Source organism: Nocardia sp. NPDC056000 (assembly GCF_042269265.1).
Classification (GTDB): Bacteria; Actinomycetota; Actinomycetes; order Mycobacteriales; family Mycobacteriaceae; genus Nocardia.
In genome coordinates this window covers 355,899-372,842 of record NZ_JBHJXS010000007.1, presented here as the reverse complement: position 1 = coordinate 372,842, position 16,944 = coordinate 355,899, and the positions used below count along the sequence as shown (strand labels likewise).

The 16,944-nt window shown below is 63.3% G+C and carries 18 protein-coding genes and 1 tRNA gene; 5 read left to right on the top strand and 14 right to left on the bottom strand.

From position 1 onward, the window contains the following. Positions 1 to 34 precede the first annotated feature (34 nt). A complete protein-coding gene (locus ACFC4D_RS22780) occupies positions 35 to 604 on the bottom strand; it encodes a TetR/AcrR family transcriptional regulator (RefSeq protein WP_376066526.1) in 570 nt (189 codons plus the stop codon). A gap of 191 nt (positions 605 to 795) precedes the next feature. Between ACFC4D_RS22780 and ACFC4D_RS22775 the strand changes: the two genes are divergently transcribed. Together ACFC4D_RS22775 and ACFC4D_RS22770 are read left to right on the top strand one after the other, a co-directional pair. Continuing rightward, positions 796 to 2,148, top strand: a complete 1,353-nt coding sequence (locus tag ACFC4D_RS22775) for a carotenoid oxygenase family protein (protein ID WP_376066275.1) — start codon at positions 796 to 798, stop codon at positions 2,146 to 2,148. Positions 2,149 to 2,249: 101 nt separating this feature from the next. Beyond that, positions 2,250 to 3,671, top strand: a complete 1,422-nt coding sequence (locus ACFC4D_RS22770) for an MFS transporter (RefSeq protein ID WP_376066273.1) — start codon at positions 2,250 to 2,252, stop codon at positions 3,669 to 3,671. Between the two features lie 227 nt (positions 3,672 to 3,898). Here ACFC4D_RS22770 and ACFC4D_RS22765 read toward each other — a convergent pair whose 3' ends face one another. The 7 genes from ACFC4D_RS22765 to ACFC4D_RS22735 all read right to left on the bottom strand — a co-directional run bounded on the left by ACFC4D_RS22765 (position 3,899) and on the right by ACFC4D_RS22735 (position 9,448). Continuing rightward, the gene (locus tag ACFC4D_RS22765) at positions 3,899 to 4,492 is read right to left on the bottom strand and encodes a hypothetical protein (protein ID WP_376066270.1); all 594 of its coding nucleotides are present in this window, start codon (positions 4,490 to 4,492) and stop codon (positions 3,899 to 3,901) included. Next, entirely contained in the window at positions 4,489 to 6,855 is a 2,367-nt protein-coding gene (locus tag ACFC4D_RS22760) for a hypothetical protein (RefSeq protein ID WP_376066269.1), read from the bottom strand. The genes ACFC4D_RS22765 and ACFC4D_RS22760 overlap by 4 nt, the downstream gene beginning before the upstream one ends. A 4-nt stretch (positions 6,856 to 6,859) precedes the next feature. Then, entirely contained in the window at positions 6,860 to 7,159 is a 300-nt protein-coding gene (locus ACFC4D_RS22755) for a hypothetical protein (RefSeq protein WP_376066267.1), read from the bottom strand. 144 nt (positions 7,160 to 7,303) lie between these two features. Further along, positions 7,304 to 7,711, bottom strand: a complete 408-nt coding sequence (locus tag ACFC4D_RS22750; protein ID WP_376066265.1) for a YbaB/EbfC family nucleoid-associated protein — start codon at positions 7,709 to 7,711, stop codon at positions 7,304 to 7,306. A 549-nt stretch (positions 7,712 to 8,260) separates the two neighbouring features. Then, positions 8,261 to 8,833, bottom strand: a complete 573-nt coding sequence (locus ACFC4D_RS22745) for a hypothetical protein (protein WP_376066262.1) — start codon at positions 8,831 to 8,833, stop codon at positions 8,261 to 8,263. Beyond that, positions 8,830 to 9,042 carry a hypothetical protein gene (locus ACFC4D_RS22740; protein ID WP_376066260.1) on the bottom strand — a complete coding sequence of 71 codons (213 nt, stop codon included), beginning with the start codon at positions 9,040 to 9,042 and terminating at the stop codon, positions 8,830 to 8,832. The genes ACFC4D_RS22745 and ACFC4D_RS22740 overlap by 4 nt, the downstream gene beginning before the upstream one ends. 19 nt (positions 9,043 to 9,061) lie before the next feature. Next, positions 9,062 to 9,448, bottom strand: coding sequence for a winged helix-turn-helix transcriptional regulator (locus ACFC4D_RS22735; RefSeq protein WP_375956240.1), 387 nt, complete (start codon positions 9,446 to 9,448; stop codon positions 9,062 to 9,064). 153 nt (positions 9,449 to 9,601) lie between these two features. Between ACFC4D_RS22735 and ACFC4D_RS22730 the strand changes: the two genes are divergently transcribed. Further along, on the top strand, positions 9,602 to 10,330 hold the full coding sequence (locus tag ACFC4D_RS22730) for an alpha/beta hydrolase (protein WP_376066257.1): 729 nt from the start codon (positions 9,602 to 9,604) through the stop codon (positions 10,328 to 10,330). Between the two features lie 303 nt (positions 10,331 to 10,633). On the opposite strand, the gene ACFC4D_RS22725 is transcribed toward ACFC4D_RS22730, so the two are convergent. The 3 genes from ACFC4D_RS22725 to ACFC4D_RS22715 all read right to left on the bottom strand — a co-directional run bounded on the left by ACFC4D_RS22725 (position 10,634) and on the right by ACFC4D_RS22715 (position 12,779). After that, a complete protein-coding gene (locus ACFC4D_RS22725; RefSeq protein ID WP_376066255.1) occupies positions 10,634 to 11,074 on the bottom strand; it encodes a hypothetical protein in 441 nt (146 codons plus the stop codon). A 30-nt stretch (positions 11,075 to 11,104) separates the two neighbouring features. Continuing rightward, positions 11,105 to 11,323: a hypothetical protein gene (locus ACFC4D_RS22720; protein WP_376066253.1), complete on the bottom strand. Its 219-nt coding sequence runs from the start codon at positions 11,321 to 11,323 to the stop codon at positions 11,105 to 11,107. 841 nt (positions 11,324 to 12,164) lie between these two features. Continuing rightward, complete coding sequence (locus ACFC4D_RS22715; RefSeq protein WP_376066251.1) at positions 12,165 to 12,779, bottom strand: hypothetical protein; 615 nt, start codon at positions 12,777 to 12,779, stop codon at positions 12,165 to 12,167. A gap of 372 nt (positions 12,780 to 13,151) precedes the next feature. Between ACFC4D_RS22715 and ACFC4D_RS22710 the strand changes: the two genes are divergently transcribed. Together ACFC4D_RS22710 and ACFC4D_RS22705 are read left to right on the top strand one after the other, a co-directional pair. Further along, positions 13,152 to 13,499, top strand: a complete 348-nt coding sequence (locus tag ACFC4D_RS22710) for a GntR family transcriptional regulator (protein WP_376066249.1) — start codon at positions 13,152 to 13,154, stop codon at positions 13,497 to 13,499. Then, on the top strand, positions 13,500 to 14,234 hold the full coding sequence (locus ACFC4D_RS22705; protein WP_376066246.1) for a hypothetical protein: 735 nt from the start codon (positions 13,500 to 13,502) through the stop codon (positions 14,232 to 14,234). A gap of 448 nt (positions 14,235 to 14,682) precedes the next feature. Here ACFC4D_RS22705 and ACFC4D_RS22700 read toward each other — a convergent pair whose 3' ends face one another. From ACFC4D_RS22700 to ACFC4D_RS22690, 3 genes are all read right to left on the bottom strand, one after another. Further along, positions 14,683 to 15,270, bottom strand: coding sequence for a hypothetical protein (locus ACFC4D_RS22700; RefSeq protein WP_376066244.1), 588 nt, complete (start codon positions 15,268 to 15,270; stop codon positions 14,683 to 14,685). Between the two features lie 195 nt (positions 15,271 to 15,465). Beyond that, positions 15,466 to 15,538, bottom strand: a tRNA-Arg gene (locus ACFC4D_RS22695). A 147-nt stretch (positions 15,539 to 15,685) separates the two neighbouring features. Further along, entirely contained in the window at positions 15,686 to 16,135 is a 450-nt protein-coding gene (locus tag ACFC4D_RS22690) for a DUF4279 domain-containing protein (RefSeq protein WP_376066243.1), read from the bottom strand. Positions 16,136 to 16,944: the final 809 nt, after the last annotated feature.

Sequence of the window (16,944 nt, the reverse complement as noted above, 5' to 3'; positions counted from 1 at the left end):
GTGTCGACCGGGTTTCACCCTAGGCCGGGGTGCGTCAGTGCACGAGCGGCAGGAAGATCGTGTCGACGATCTCTTCGAGGACGTGTTCGGGTACCGAGGCGAACGCCGAGAGGATCTCGTGGCGGAGCAGGACGAAGGGCAAGGTCTTGATGCGCTCGGTGGGGAGATCGGCGGGGATCTCGCCGCGGGCGACGGCACGGTCGAAGAGGGTGTCCAGGGACGCGTCGCGGCTGGGCGCACTGGGGTCGAACAGTTCGGCGGGGCTGCGGCCGGTTTCGCGGTAGTAGCTGGCCAGGTGTGAGTACATGACGGTGATCAATTCCACGTGCGCGGTGTTGATTTGGCGCATGAGGGTGAGGATGTCTCCGCGCAGGCTGCCGGTGTCGGGTAGCGCGGGGCGCGACTCGTGCAGGACATGAACGATGGTGGCCCGGACCAGTTCGTCCCGGTCGGACCAGCGTCGATACAGCACCGGCGGGCTGGTGCCCGCTCGCTTGACGACACCGTCCATGGTGAAGCGCGCGTAGCCGTTGTCGGCCAGTTCCTCCCAGGCCGCATCGAGGAGCGCCTTCTCCAATTCGGCTCCTCTGCGGCGCTGAACCATCACCCAACCTCCATTTAGATAGACTTGCCTTTCTTATTGTATCGGTTTATCGTCGGCGCAGTAAGAAAGACAAGTCTATCTAATGCAGCGAATCCCGGTCCCCCGCCCGGTGGAACTGATGACGAAACCCCTTGGCAGGGAAGCATTCCTGTAACGCGACCCGCCGCACGATCGAATCGCGAGGTACCCCGATGGATAGCGACATCACTCTCGCCAAGCCCTATCTGACCGGCCACTACCAACCTGTGCCGGACGAGGTGACCGCACACCACCTGCCGGTGCACGGGACGATTCCGCCCGAACTGAACGGCCGCTACTTCCGCAACGGCCACAACCCGAAACCTGGTGACACACCGACACATTGGTTCAAAGGTGCGGGCATGCTCCACGGCCTGCGATTGCGCGGGGGACAGGCCGAGTGGTATCGCAACCGGTGGGTGAAGACGCCCGCACTCGACGGCGCGCCTTACCTCCGCGAGGACGGCAGCATCGATTTGACCGCGAGTGTGGCGGGCACCAACATCATCGAGCACGCCGGACGCATCCTGGCATTGCAGGAGGCGAACCTGCCATTCGAGGTGTCCCCGGAGCTGGATACGTTGGGCGCCTCCGACTTCGGCGGCAAGCTCACCACCGCGATGACCGCGCACCCGAAGGTGGACCCGGTCACCGGCGAGCTGCATTTCTTCGCCTACTCGCCGGTCGCGCCACACCTGATCTACTACATCGCCTCCGCCGACGGCGACCTTCGTCACCAGCAGGTTGTCGAGGGGGCCGGGCCGTCGATGATGCACGACTTCGCGATCACCGAGCACTACGCGGTGTGGCTGGATCTGTCGGTGACCTTCAACCCCGCCGAAACCGCCAGCATCCCCTACCGGTGGGACGACACCTACCAGGCGCGCATGGGCATCCTGCCCCGCACCGCCGCGGGCCCGGTGCGCTGGTTCGACGTGGAACCCGCTGCGATGCTGCATGTTTCGAATGCCTACGAGGACGCGGCCGGGCGGGTCGTCGTGGAAGGCCCGCGGCTGGACCGGTCGGCCTGGGAGACATCGTGGAAGTGGTGGATCGGCGCACCCGGCTACCCGGCCGATCCGGTCGCCGGGGCCCTGCAGCACCGCTGGGTCCTCGAACCCGGTCAGAGCGCCGCACGCGAGGAAATGATGGATTCGCTGGTCACCGAGTTCCCGACGATCAACGACGACTATGCCGGGCGGCGCAACCGGTACAGTTACGCGGTCGCCTACCCCGGCTCCGGATTCGACGGCGTCGGAATCGTCAAGTACGACAACGACACCGGCGCCCGCCTGCTGGCCCCGACCGGTGCGGGCCGCATCCCCGGGGAAGCTGTGTTCGTCGCCGCCACCGACGCCACGAGCGAAGACGACGGCTATCTGCTCACCCTCGTCGGCGATCGCGCGGGCACCGCGTCGGAGCTGCTCGTCCTCGACGCCCGCGACTTCACCGCGCCGCCGGTCGCAGCGGTCGAATTGCCCCGGCACGTGCCCGGCGGCATCCACGGATCCTGGATCGCGGACTGATCGTCACTTCTGCCTGCGGCACAACCGAATTCGTCAGAACAGCGTGGTCGTCCGATGGCCGGCGAGCCGTCGGATGACCGCCTGTGCACTGGAGAGGGCTCATGAACACCCAACCACCGCTCGCTCCCGACACCCGAACCGATACGCCGACTGCCCGGGAATGGATCGGGCTCACCGTCTTGGCCACCGCGCAGTTCCTGGTCGTGCTGACCACCTCGATCGTCAATGTCGCCCTGCCCGATATCGGGCGTGGGCTCGAGCTGTCGCCTGTAGGGCTGTCCTGGGTCGTCAACGGGTACGTACTCGCGTTCGGTGCCCTGCTGGTGCTGGGCGGTCGGCTCGGCGACGTATTCGGGCGTCGGCGCGTATTCCTCATCGGCACATCGGTTTTCACGGCCGGTTCGATCGTGGCCGGACTGGCTCCCACCGCCGTGGTGCAGCTCGCTGCCAGAGTCGGACAGGGGGTGGGCGCGGCGCTGCTAGCCCCGACCGCACTCGCCTTGGTACTGACACTCTTTCCCGCAGGCGCGGGCCGCGCGCGGGCAATCGGGGTATGGGGCGCGGTCTCGGGAATCGGCGGCGTCGCCGGTGTGGTGTCGGGCGGCATCGTAACCGGCGTATTCGGTTGGCGCGCAGTATTTCTCATCGGCGCACCGGTAGCAATCGCGGTGCTGGCCGCCACGATTGCGTTGGTGCCCGCGGATTCTCCGGCGGGCGGTCGGATCGATCTCTGGGGCGCGGTCGCCGTGAGCGGTGGACTCGCCGCACTCACCTACGCACTGTCGGTGGGGGGACAGTACGGCTGGACCACACCGCGCGTCATCGCCCCGCTGATCGCGGCGGTACTACTGCTCGTACTCTTCGCCGACTCACAGCGGCGGCTCTCGCACCCGCTCGTTCCACCCGCGATTCTGCGCACCGGCGAGGTACTGACCGCAAACATCGTCATGACACTGCTCGGCGCGGTGTGGCTGGGACTGTTCTTCTTCCTGCCGCTCTACCAGCAGAAGGTCCTCGGCTACTCACCGATCCGAGCCGGCCTCACCCAACTGCCACTGGCGATCATGATCACCACCGCCTCCACGATCACCCCGACCCTGGCTCGCCACCTGAACACGCGCGCTCTGCTGGCCACCGCACTGGCGCTGCTCGCAGCCGGGCTGGCCTGGCTCGCACGCACTCCCGTCGACGGTCGATTCCTCACCGACATCACCGCTCCCTCACTACTCATCGGCGCCGGGCTGGGTATCGCATTCGTTCTTCTCACCGCACACGCCACCACTGGCGTACCGGCTGAACACATCGGACTCGTGGGCGGGCTGATCAACACCACCCGTCAAATCGGCGGGGCACTGGGGCTGGCCGGACTACTCGCGGTCACCACCTCGGCCGGTGACTCCGGCGACCACCCGACACCGGCGCACCTCGCCCACGCCTACGGCACCGCGTTCACCGTCACCGCGGCCATCGCCGCATCCGCCGCCCTGCTGACCGCCATCCTCCGTGACAGAACTGCACGGTGAGCGTTGTGTCCTCAATCGTTCGAGTGCAGTACGCCGTAGAGCATGTGGTGCGATGCAGGAAATGCCCCCTGAGCGGTTGCGCGACGTGCTTGGCAATCCATGCCCAGGGGATGAGTAGACCTCAGGTGAACCGTGAGTTGCCCGAGTTCGCATTGGGTGCGGGCAGACGCCGAACGCGGTCGGGCATACGGCGCTGTATTCGGTGTTCGCACTTGTCGTAGGACACCTTATTGGCGCAGGGCTTCTGTTCTCTGAATGAGCACGTCTGCAGCTGCACCGACCTGGGCGTCAGTGATGGCGAGGGTGTCGTTGTTGTTGACGATGTCCATTCCGCTCACCCAGGGATCGATGCGGGTAGCTAATTCGACGGTGCCCTTGGTTTGGTCAGGACCGTTCTTGACGCGGGAGTCCTTGATCCAGATCTCCTTGGCATGTCCGGGCAGGAGGACATAGTTCATTTGCTTCAGTTCGACCTGCAAACCGTTTTGGTCTTCGTCGGATTTTGTCGGTCGCACGGTGACCGACGCGCTGAGCGAGGGACCCGAATGCGCGCCAGTTTGCGAGAAGGCGCAGGTGACACCTGTATCGATGGACTGGTCAGCTGCCCCGCCCACATAGGACAGTGCCACCCCGTCGATCGGGAATCCGGAATGGAAGTAGTCCAGGAACGGTGCGCAGAAGCTTTGCGCGGTGTGGCCGGCCTTGGCGGGCTGGGAGTGATCGCTCCCGCACCCGGTGGTCGCCGCAGCGATGATCAGTAGGGCTGAGACGAGGATGCCTGGTCGAATAAGGCGCTGGGGGAGGTGATTTCGGATGTTCATTTGACTGCGAGTCTGCCTTCCAAGATGTGGAGTTTGAGGCTCTGAAGGTCGGCCTTGAGCGCTCCTCCTCGGTAGGCGTTGAGTATGTTTTCGAGCTTGCCTTCCAGCTGAGTCGGATCGCCGGAGGTGTTGACGGCCTCGTCGTAGCTTTTGAGCTTGCCGTCGGTGAATAGTTCGCTGTATTGCGGGTCATGGGGCAAGAACCCGTCGCCATTTTGGAGTACTTGTGCGACCTGGTAGAACGCGCGGGCGGGAGCGTACTCATGGGAGGTGTCGAGGTTGGTCTGGGCGGGATCGGGTGCGGTGTAGGCGAATCCGACCATGTTCATCTTGGCGTATGAATTCGAAACGTCGATGACCGGCGCGAACACATCCTTGATGATCGGGTTGATGAACGGGATATTTTTGAGTCCGGTTGTCAGGATCCCCTTACCGGTGTCCCAGTTCGCGCCGTCTTGGGCGAAGTCCTTGATGGCGGCACGGATTTCAGTGGCCTTGCGTGCGTCGGTCTCTCCAGCGAGTCCTTGATCGACCAATCCCATGATCGTGCCCGACTTGGTCGCGAGCCCCCAGTCCGGGTTGGCAGGGTCGGCGAGAAGCGAATGTACCCAGGTGCTTTGGAGTTGTTCGGACACTTCCAGGGCTTTGGTGTTGAACGCGACGGCCGCGTTCTTGTCCGAATCGATGACCGTGAATATCGCGCGGGCCCCATCGCGGTCAGGGGTGTGGAGATCGCCTTTGGGTGCGGTGAAGTCGTGAGTGTTGACGTACTTGTGATCGACACCGGCCAGGTCTGCGATGTATGGGCTCAGCGCGGAACCGATTCCTTGCGCCGCAAGCGGATTGACCGCACCCAGAGAACCGCCGTCCATGTTCAGGAGGGCGTCTTTGTGCGTCGCGACGTATTCGGCGAGGGTCGATGCTGTCTGTCCCGCACGCGAGGCGATCGGGTTGTCGGTATTCGTGGGATCAAGATAGGTGGCATCGGACTGCACCCACGACAACATCTTCTGCACGCCGGCACCATCGTTGGCCCAATGATGGTGCAGCAGATTGGTCATCGCGGTGTCGGCGGTACCCGCGGGAACACCGGTATTGGTGAGCAGGTCGTGCACCGCGATCTTGTCGCGTCCCCCGACATCGACCAACCCTTGCAGAAGTCCCTCCCCGGAGCCATGGCGGTAGTCGGTGTCGACATTGACCCCGTAGTTGGCTTGCGGGGCGATGTTGGTCGCTTGCAGCAGCAACTGCTTGTTGATGTCACTGCCGGGGGCCGAGCGTGAATCGGCAAAGCCCATCATCTTCGTCACCTGGGACAGGCCGTACGCATTGAGGTTGTTGTACGGCCTTCCGGGACGGACTTCATACTCTTTGGTCAGCACGGTCTGCAGGTCAGCGGGCAGTTGATTCAGTCCGCCTTGAGGGTGCGATTGCTTGCCCTGCACCGTTTCCGTGCCCGCGGAGTGCACTTTCGGGTTCGCCAAGGTGTTCAACTGATTGGCCACGGTCGCTGCGGCGTTGGTGTCGTGAATGCCGCTGAGGCGATCGGTCATCGAGGTCAGCCCGTTGACACCGGCAGTGTTGTAGAACTCGTGCAGATAGTTCCATTGCGTCTCGGATAGCTGTACTTGCTTGCCAGCGTTGATCGCCTGCACATCGTCGGTGGTGATGCCCGCCGCAGCGAGCCGGGCAGAGATCGCTTGGAGTTGCTCGTCGGTGGCCTTTCCGCCGGCGACCAGCTTGCCGTCGTCAGTGCCCTGCTGCTTGGCCGCGCCCGGGTCGGTCAACGAGCCCGGTTTGGCGCCCTGTGCAGCCTTGGGTAGTTCCTCGAACGCTTTGCTTACTCCGTCCGAGACTCCTTGTGCGGCAACACCGCCCGCGTGTAGAGCGCCCTTCAAAGTGGTTGAATAGAGGTCGGCTTGTCGTTGCAGCGCAGCGAGTTTGACTGCCGCGTTGCTGTTGTCCTTGTCCGACAACGCATTCGCCGTCTGTGCGAGCGACAGGGTGACCGTTCCGTCCTCGCCGTGGAGATATCCCTCGGCGGTGAGGGTGGCCAGGGTGTGCTTCACCGTCTGTTGCGCGAAACGCATTCCAGGCGATCCCACCGCGATCGCGGTGCCCGCGGCCTCGAGCGCACCGACAGTTTTGTAGCCGTCGTCACGAACCACCACACCTTTGTCCCGCAGGCCATTACCGAACTTGCCCACGAGATAGTCCACCGAGTTGCCGACGTTGGTGGATATGCCGTCGAGTTCGGTTTTGAGAGTGACCGACTGCTGCTTCCACGTCGTCGCCTGGGTATCGAGAGTGCCGAGCTGCCAGCTGCTGATCTGAGACACCGTCGGTGTCGCCGCCTCGCCCATACTCTTATTTCCCCGGCGGGAACTGAACCGCGTTGTGCTGGTCGGTCGACACCACAGTGGCCAGGCCAGTCGTCGTGGCCGACGCCATCGCCCGGACCTGCTGGACTGTCGCCTCGATCGCGGTGGCCGCGGACAACGCGCCCTCGGAACACGCCGCACCAACTCCGGTGCCCGGAACCGCGCCCGATACCGCACCGGCCTGCTGGTCGACATGAATAGCGCCGACGGCATCGGCGCCGCTGCTCATCGTGGTAGCCAACGCGCGCACCCGGTCGGGCTCCACATATAGATAGTCATCGCTCACTGGCTGATCCCCCTGATGGGTCAGTGCCGATCTTGGTGTTTCGTGAAACTTTACTTCAAGCGTGGCAGCCTCTCAGCGGTGCGGATTGCGGCGTGGCCGAACTCCCCACTCGCGTCCACGGACCGGCAAGTGGTTGCCGGTTTCTCAATCAGCGATTCGCGACCTGAGGCGGTAAGGGTCGTCGTCGTAATCCCATCGATCTGCGCCAGTTGGTCGTGGTTCGGCGCGCTCGGGGGCATCGCCGAGCCTTTCGACCACGCTGGCGATCCGTGAATCGTTCTGTACCTCAGCCACTAGCTCGGCGGTGTGCGCCTGGGCTTGTTCGCGAGCCTGGTTGATGAGATCGACGATCGCCCCTCCCAGTCGGCCTGCACCCGGAAAGAGCTGCTCATCGAGAACAATGGCTCTGACTGTGCCGTTGGCGTACACGTCGACATAGACGCCATCGGACCGAAGTTCCGCGCGCGCATTACCCAAGGCATCCGCGAGCCGATCCATTTTCGTAGCCAACGACTCGTCGAAGCCCGGCACCCTTGTGCGTGATGAATCCACCTTGACCCCTTCAAGACGATTGTCACGATCCTATGTCGAGAATCGCTGATCTATCCCGGCGTCGAAGCCGATCCGGTCCATGTCCATCGTGGCGCCGTGGATCGTGGTCGGTTACAGGTCGAAGGTACGGATAGCCTCGACCGGGACCCGATCCTGACAGCAAGTGTCTAACCAGCAGATTTCAGCGCCTTCCCTGGATGATGATCGAACGCGCTTGTCGTGAGCCTGTACGTTGCAGGCGAGAATCGGCCAGCAGAATGACCAGCGAAGTCATCCGTGCCAGGGACCGGATCGGAGCCACAATGGGTTGACGATGGTGATTCCGCTGACCCAGTGCCAGCGGTCCAGTCAGAACGTTGTAAGTCGCGAATACACGCTGTTTGCGCAATGCGCGAGCATGCAGCGACCGGGAGATCCAGGCGACGCTTCACCCGTGTTGATGCGCTAGGTCCGGTTTGTTCGCTTCTGCGCTGATGCCTGCCAGATGCACGTTTCTCGATGTCGCCCGTCTCGCGTTCCCGCAAACGGACAGGCGGTCAGGTCGCTTCGTCAGGCTGTTGCGCCGAGCGCTTTGCGCCGGAATTGGCGTGGTCGCTGGTTATCGGGGATCTCCGGGTGCTGTGAATACCATTCGCGCATCTTCTGTGCGGCTTGGTGTTCGGGGGCGGAGGTGTAGCGAGCCAGCGAGAACACGAACATGGCCGTGAACCAGCCCACCCCGACGAACATGCCGATCGCCAGCAGCCCGGCCCCCAGCGTGGAACCACCGAACGCGGCAACCCCGGCACCCAGTCCGGTGCCAGTGACACCGGGATGCCGATCCCGAGGAGGGATTTGCTGTCGTGTGGGGTTCATGTCACGGAAGCCGAGGTAGTGGCTGGCTGCGACCACCACGACCACCACGACCCACAGGATAATCCGCCCAATCGAGTTCGCGTCCTTGTTGATTGCCATGACCAGGCCGCCGACGAGGAGGGCTCCGATGCACAGGACGATTGCCCACAGAACCGAGGCGAGTACCCGCCTGGCCCAGTAACTCGGTCCGCGGCGATACCACGAGGTCCCGAGCCCCTTGATCGACTCGACCTGTGGCACGCTCCACGTCTGATCGTTCACGCTCATCCGAATGCCTTGTGCCACAGGCTGGTTGTCGCGCGCTTTGTTGCGTTCCAGGCGCTGCCGCCGAGATCAGCCATGTCGTGGCCGGTGTTGGAGAACGTATTGCCCAAGCCGTGCGTAACGCCGCTCACCACGCCGCGGTCGTGGATGTCTTCGGCCCAGTGTTCGTGGAATCCCTGATTGAACGAGGTTGCGATGGACGCGTCTTTCATCCAGGTATCCGCCGTGAGGCTAGGTGTCGGGTTGGGTGCGGGTGTCGAATTGTGCACGGGCGGTATCGATGTCGGGCACGTGCGTGATGCTCCACTCCAGCAGCGGCAATGTCGCGGTGCGCAGGCTCATCCCCATCGGGGTGAGTGCGTAGCTGACGTGGGGCGGCATGACATTGCGCACGGTGCGGGTCAGGATGCCGTCGCGTTCGAGGGCGCGCAGGGTGACTGTGAGCATGCGTTGACTGATGCCGTCGATATCGCGTTTGAGTTCGCTGAAGCGGCGCGATCCCTGGCTGAGGTGGCGTACGACCAGCAGTGACCATTTGTCGCCCACGATGTCGAGGACTTCTCGTGTCCGGCACGCGTCGGCCGCGCTCGGCGGAAGCTCGCCGGGCTCGACGTTCATGGTTACCTCCTGGGAACCGAGGCACATGAATGTGCCGTATTGCCCGATTCGGATCGAGCGCACCACACTGGCTGTGGTTCCTGAAGTGTACCGAGGCATTAAAAGTAACCAGCTCGGCTGGGGCGCCTCGGCACCTATCGACAAGGGGTGAACATGTCTGTATTTCTGTTGGTCCACGGCGCGTGGCACAGTGGCCGATGCTGGGATCGAGTGGTCCCGCTCCTGGAGGCGGCCGGGCATCGGGTGTACGCGCCCTCGCTGAGCGGCTACGGCGACAAGGCGCATCTGCTCGCACCCGGGGTGGGCCTGGACACCCACGTCGCGGACATCGTCGAGCTGATCAAGGACGAGGACCTCACCGACGTCGTCCTGGTGGGACACAGCTATGCGGGCCTGGTCATCTCGGTGGTGGCCAACGAGATTCCGCACCGGATCGGGCACCTGGTCTATCTCGACGCGATGGTCCCGCGCGACGGCGAGACCGCCGTCGATGTCCAACCCATCACCCAGCAGCTGATCGATGCCGCCGCCGACACCGGCATCAGCTGGCGCATCCCGCCGCTGCCCGAACTCCCGGCGCCGCTGGGCCTGTTCGGAGTCACCGACCCGGCCGACACCACATGGCTGCGCACGATGCTGTCCGATCATCCGGTGCGCTGCCTGCAACAACCGGTCCACCTCGACAACCCCGCGGCAGATGCCGTGGCGCGCACACACATCCACTGCGTTGGCGCGAAACCGCAGGGCATCGCCCGCCGCCCGATCGCGGCGATCCAGCCCAACGGTTCTCCCGCACGGGTCCGGGAGTTGCCGACCGGGCACGATTGCATGATCACCATGCCCGCCGAACTCGGCGAACTACTCCTGGAAGCCGCCCACTAGACCACCTCGACCTCCAGAGTTCAGACATCGTATTGTGTTCGTTCCGTTGATCTTTCGCACGAGGGTGGCCAGAGTAATCCGGCTCTTCATGCGCTGAATATCCGTCGCTGCCTGCGGCTCAGGCGGTCCGCTGCGGCCAACGCGACCTAGTCGAAGGTCAATGATCCCGGGGCCGTCACGATGACCGCCTGAGACCGCACGATTTCCGGATGTCACTCCGCGTCCGCGTCATCTGCTGCCGACCGTGGTGGTCACCAGCAGGTGGAGAGCGGCGAGGCCGGCGCTGAAAGGTCGCCGCGAGGCCTAGGGCATGAGACATCCTGTCTGGCGGTCGAAGCAGACTAATCCATATGCCTGCGCCAGAAGCGCTATGAATGGAACGACCTCCCCGGCCCTGGTTCCGATGATGCCGATATGGACGGTCGGGCCGTCGGCATCGCCACCGCCGCCGACTTTCCAGGGGCCTCCGTCTTGATCGTCCTCCGGCCATCGACGAAGTAGAACCCGCATGAAATCTGCAATCGTCGGGGTTGGCGGCTCGGGCTCCTCATTCCGCTCGTAGCGGTTGTCACGCATCTCAGTGATGTCGTTGAGCTTCTGACTGAGTGCGGCATCGGTGATCGGCTGCTCGCCTTCCCAGACTATTAGGTCGTATCCCACGGGGCCTATCCTGCACAGCACCACCGACATACGTCCCTTCGGCACGAACCGGTCTTGCCAGCGGTTGTAGGCACCATGCACCATGCACAATCCGCAATTCGAGAGGACGGACGATCAACTGGACGTGCCGATCGGAACCCCCGCACATGGCGCCAACGTACCGGCATGCCGGTTATCGCTCGTTACAGTCTCGAAGGTCGTATTGGCCAATGACTCCCGCAACACCTCGTCGGTCTTGGGGCGCTTGTCGTCGACCGCCGTTCGATTGGCGGACACGATGACGGCTTCCTGGTCGACCGTCACTGGCAGCAGCCGATCCTCGGCATCGACCATCGCACGGAATTGCGTTGACGGCACCTACTCCTCGCATCTGCTCGAGCGCGCGCTGCACCTTCACGCCCGAGCAGTCGGAATCATTGTATTCCAACGACATTCACCACAGGGTTGATCGGATCGGTGACATGTGGTCCGGGGCGATGTTAGTTCGGGTGGCTGGTGGCCGGACCTTCAGCCAGGCTCGTCGAGTAGCGTCTGCGAGTCGCGACAACGGGCGAAATGCGGCCGTGAGTTGGCCTCGATACTTGGCACCACGCACTTCCATCGACGGCTCGAGCGTCAATGGAACGAGCGAACTCTCGAGTGGATCAACTCCGAGTCCGGATGAGGAACGGTGTATTGCCCTTCGACTATCGCGCTTCGGGGATGGGACCAGATACCGAGGCTCTCACACAACACCAGCCCGTCTTCGCGATCGGACTTGAGTGCGAAACAGAGCTGCCTATCGCGCGCTCGCGGACCCGCATCCGAAAACCTGGACATCTCCTCGGTCTGTGCCGCGTCCGCGGTATCGACGGTCAGGGTCGTGTAGGAGGTGTGCAGTTTCATTGCGGCTACGCCACCGAAGGTGATCTCGAGACAGTCGGGTGTGTCGAAGCCGGTGCTTCGCAGCACCAGCCGCGAATGACCTGGCCCGAGACGAAGAACCACGAATGTCCGGTCGAACCGTGCGGGAAGGCCCGAAGGCGGTGAAACATGTTGCGGCATAGACGAGCTCAATTTTCTCCGTGCACTCGGTGATGGTTTCGTAGCGGTCGAGGGTCGTCAGAGGTATTCGTTGGGCCAGCACCCCGGCCGACGACTGTCTGATCCCGGCCCACCGGCCAAGGGCGCTCGACTAACGCACTCCTACGTCGATACGTTCTAGACGTTGCCGATCGCTCGGAACAGCCACCCTCGAATACAAACCACGAACCCCCGGAGGGCGCGGTCCACGGCGTTCGCGAGCGAACAACATGTCCATCGTCGGCCGACCCATCACCTCGATGATCAATTGATCTGTCCGATAGATCATTCGACGAGTCCATACCACGCTCACCACGACAAAGGCGCACCCCGACAACGCCAGGACCGCCGCAGCCCCCATCACCGCCGGCGAGCCGATCACAGCGAGAAAAAACGTCAGCGAAATCGTCACCCCGACAACGAAACCGATGAGTCGAAATACCCGATTGAACCCACTGTTCCTGCTGCCCGCCGCCGCGGCGACATCGCCCGCTGCCGCGACCACATACGCGAGCGCGCCCTCCTGCTCGAAGGCGGACAAACCATCGAACGCGTCCCCGACCACCAGCACGACGCGCCGCTTGCTCCGACGCAACCGCAATCCGTTCACACACCACGGCGGCACACCGCCCGACTCGACGTCGGGAGCTCGCACACCAAGCCGCGCCGCGAGTTCCTCGCTGCGACGACGAATCTCATCCACATCCACCTGCACATAATCGGCCATGTGAACGCGGATCGCGTACCAACGTCAGGGACCAGCCCGTTGTATCAACCAGCCGCATACCGCGCGGACCGAACGGCCAGCCCGGCACCCCGAAAGATCAGCGGGCTGAACACAGTCCGGCCTTCGGCAGTGCACGATAATGCCGATTGCACGATATTTGGCGAGGCCGGAAGCTACGCCGATTCGGGTATCTGGGCTGTCGATCCGCCGGTGGCCCGGGCGGATACAGACCGACGCTGCGGTGTCGGCGAATAGGGGCGTCACAGCATCGGCGGCGCGCCGCTAGCGTCGGACAGCAGCGGACCTCGCTGGCTTCGCGCCATGATTTCTGGTGCGACATCCTTCGGATATGGTGCTAGTTTCATTGTCACCATGTTGTGGCATATCGATCAGACTTCCGGTCAGTCGTTGCAGGACCAGATCGCAGCGTGTGTCCGGCGTGCGCTGACCACCGGGGAGTTGACGGTCAACGAACAGCTGCCACCGGCAACGGAATTGGCGCCTGCCCTGGGCGTCGACCGCAATACCGTGCTGGCCGCCTACCGGCGGCTGCGCACGGAAGGGGTCGTCGACTTCAGGCGTGGACGCGGCGTGCGGGTCACCGCGACCGCGCCGGCCTCGGCGCCGGTGGAACAGGCCGTGCGCCAGCTGATCGACGCCGCACGCAGCCATGGGTACAGCAAGGCCGAGGTACTCGGCATGATCGAGGAGTTGATGTAAATGGCGGCCGCGACGGTCTACACCTGCCGCGTCACCAACTGGAGGATGCTGGGGCTGAGCCTCTCCCTCGTAGCGATCCAGACATTCAATTTCGCGACGTTCTATCAGGGGCGAGTGATCGACCATGTCCTCGTCGTCGTCTTGTTTCTCAGTTTCGTCAAAGCGGTGATGGAGTCCAATCAGCGCATCAGCGCTGGTCTTGCCGGTCTGACGGTGAATCTGGGATGGTTCGGCCTGCCGCGCATCAGTCTTGCCCGCGCGAACATCGTCCACGTCGAGATCATGCACCGGTGGGGAGACCAACACGGGGCGTCCTGGTCACGAAAGCGCGGATGGTCCCTGTCTCCGCGCAGCGGCCCTATCCTGCGCGTGTACCTGATCAGCGGACGCAGAATAGCTGTGGCGGTGAACGATCCAGTCGCCGCGCTGACGGCGATGCAAATCCCGCAGTACGCCATCGCGCAGATTCCCTATCACCGGATGGGCAAACGGGTGAACGACACGATTTTCGGGGTCGGGGTCACCGCACCACAGTGCCCACGGTGTGAGCAGCCCTGGGGCCGGTTCGCGCCCGGACGCACACGTACCGTCACCGATCGCCCCATATACATCTGTGCAGCCTGCACCATTGACGAAACCACACGCACTGCAACCGGATACGCGCCTATCGAACCTGACGGATGGCCGGTGAGAGTCCGTACCGATCCCAGAATCCTGCTGGATCGACCGGCTTGATGACGAACCAGAGAGTTCGAGGCTAGACGGTTGTCGACAACCAACCATCCTGAGCTTGTGGGTGAAGGCCATGCCGTGCGATCGTCCACGCGCAGGACGAACGATGCCGGACCATCGTCCATGGTGGACGGAGGCACGAATGCGGTTGCGGCGCAGTCCTGGTCGGCGGGTGTGGCCGGTGGGCCCGAGGAGCGACCACCTTGTTCGGGAGTGAGTCAGCTGATCTCGCCACGAAAAGGGAGACCGCCACGAAGGTACATGGTTGACATTCTGCAGTGTGGTCGGTCGCACGATCGTGATCGGTCGACGTGGCGTTAGTCCGAGCAGAAGCGCACTATTTGCCGCATACCGCGGTGACCGAAACGGCCAGCGCGAGCAATGGAAGACCAACTGGCGGTGGCGATCCGATCCTGACACCAGTCTCTATCTAGTCGAATTCAGTGAAACCTCACTGATCCGCGCCGAGGCGCTCGGCTCGTCGAGCCTTGTCGGGCATTCCACACTTCACGAGAACCCCGAGCAAGCCCCGTGCTCGGGCTCGGCTGCGATCATCGAGATCGAACATCACGTCGACCACGTCGCGCCCGAACGCCTCGATCATTCTGCGATCGAGAGCGTAGATGATGTGTCGAGCCCACACGATCCGCGTCACGACGAGGCCCACTATGTAGGCCGTCAGGCCTAGAAGTCCCCACTGCCAGGACGCCATGCGAGACATGATCGCTTCGGCCGCAAACACGCTGAGCGCCAGGTAGGGCACCAGCACCAAAAGCACGACGGCAATCAAGGGCTTGTATCTGCCAACCCATTGGAGATCCACGCTGAGCATCGCCTCCGCGAGTACGCCTTGTTGTTCCATTGGCGAGAGGGAATCGAAGGCAGGCCCGATGATGAGAACCGGCCGCCCCTTCCTGATGCGGGGAAGCACACCATCAGCACACCAGTCAGGCGTTCTGCCCGACTCGGCACGCGGAGTCAGCACTCCGAGTCGCGACGCCAACTGCTCAGCCTGCGTGCTGATTTGATCTAGATCCACCTGCACATGATGTGTCACTAAGACGTGAACTGCGACCTGAGCAGAACCGGTACGTTCACAGGGCTGGCACCAGAGTAGGTCTCCACGAACACACGTTTCCCTTACTTGCCGCATACCACGCTGACCGAAGCGGCCGAGCAGTGCGATGGAAGATCTAGCGGCTCAGCCGATCTGAGTGAAAGACTGCATTGACGGTGCCCCCGGCAGGATTCGAACCTGCGGCCCACGCTTTAGAAGAGCGTCGCTCTGTCCCCTGAGCTACGAGGGCAGCCCGATCAGAAACATACCTGCTTCCCTAGAGGGGGGTGGGGGCGAGGATGTCCGCTCATGGCGCATGGCGGGCTGACCGGACCGGCGAGCCTGGCACCCCGAAAGATCAACGGGTTGAAGGTCGCTCGGCCTCGGGGTACCGATCTCACCGGAATTCCGGCGCTCGGGGTGGATAAAGATCGAGCAGAAGGTCAAGCCCCAACCCTGCGACATCGGCGAGGAGGTCGGCGGGAAGCACACAGCCTCCTTGCCCGTTCTCGCTGCCGAAGCCCAGCGACAACGTCAGTTCGCAGTCGGTGGCCAACTGCGCCAACTCGTCACGACACCCGCCAACCAAACCGATCAGTGCCCGGACATGGTCGGTGAGATCGCTGTCGTTGGCGAGTCCACTTTTCAGGGCCCACACGCTGTTCTTTCGTCGGGCACCCGTCGGATTATGGCGACTCACCGGGCTGCCTCGTTCGAACTGCCTGTCCGGGGTGATCCCCAGGCGCGCTGAGATTTCGCTCGCGCTCACCGTTCGGCTCTTCACCAGAATCGTGCCCGCTGTCCATTTCCGGTCCTCGGGCCACTCGGTCTGCACATCCTCTGACACGTCCACACCATCGCAGGGCGAACTGGCCAACGCGACTCGATTTCGAAGCCGGGGCAGGGAAATCGGCAAGTGCGGGTTCGCGGCCGACGGCAGACACGATCTCAATCGACATCGCTTTGTTGCGACCGGCACATTCGACATCGATCCGAACCGACTGGCCGACAGCACTTTCCGACGCTCGACGAGGCCGATGAGCGACCAATGGTCGACTGGTGCTGTGCGGAATCGCCTTTACGAGGTGTGGCCAGCAGACTACGGTGAGGCCGTGATCACCTCGAGTGGGAAGGGCGCCGTGCGCCATAGCCGGTGACTCCCGGACGGCCCCCGACCGTCGGAAAGTCCTGTAGTACGAACGCGGTTCGGTCGGTCACCCGGGATCGAAAGCGCCCACAGCACAGGAACGTACCCGCTGCCAGCGATATCAGCTTCGACTATGTTCGTGGACCTGACGGCGTCTTCCGGGTCGTCCCCCATATCGACGCGATTCCTCTGACCGATCTCGTCGACACGTGCGAGATAAACGCGGGTGTGAGGCCCGCGGGCGGCTGGTATATCGGGCTTGCGGGTCGTTCCCTGCGGTCCGAGTCGGGTATGGCCCGCTTCCATGGGTCATTGGACCTCGTTCCAGACCATAGGACGCCCGTGCTCATGTGTAATTGCGGAGAATTGTGCGGCGGCGGGCTGTGGGCACGCATCACACCGACAGGCAACCTGGTTGTGTGGGACAACTTCGGCTCGCGGACCGACACCAATCACCTCTACCGCACCTTCGGTCCATTTCTGTTCGACCGCGACCAGTACGACAGGGC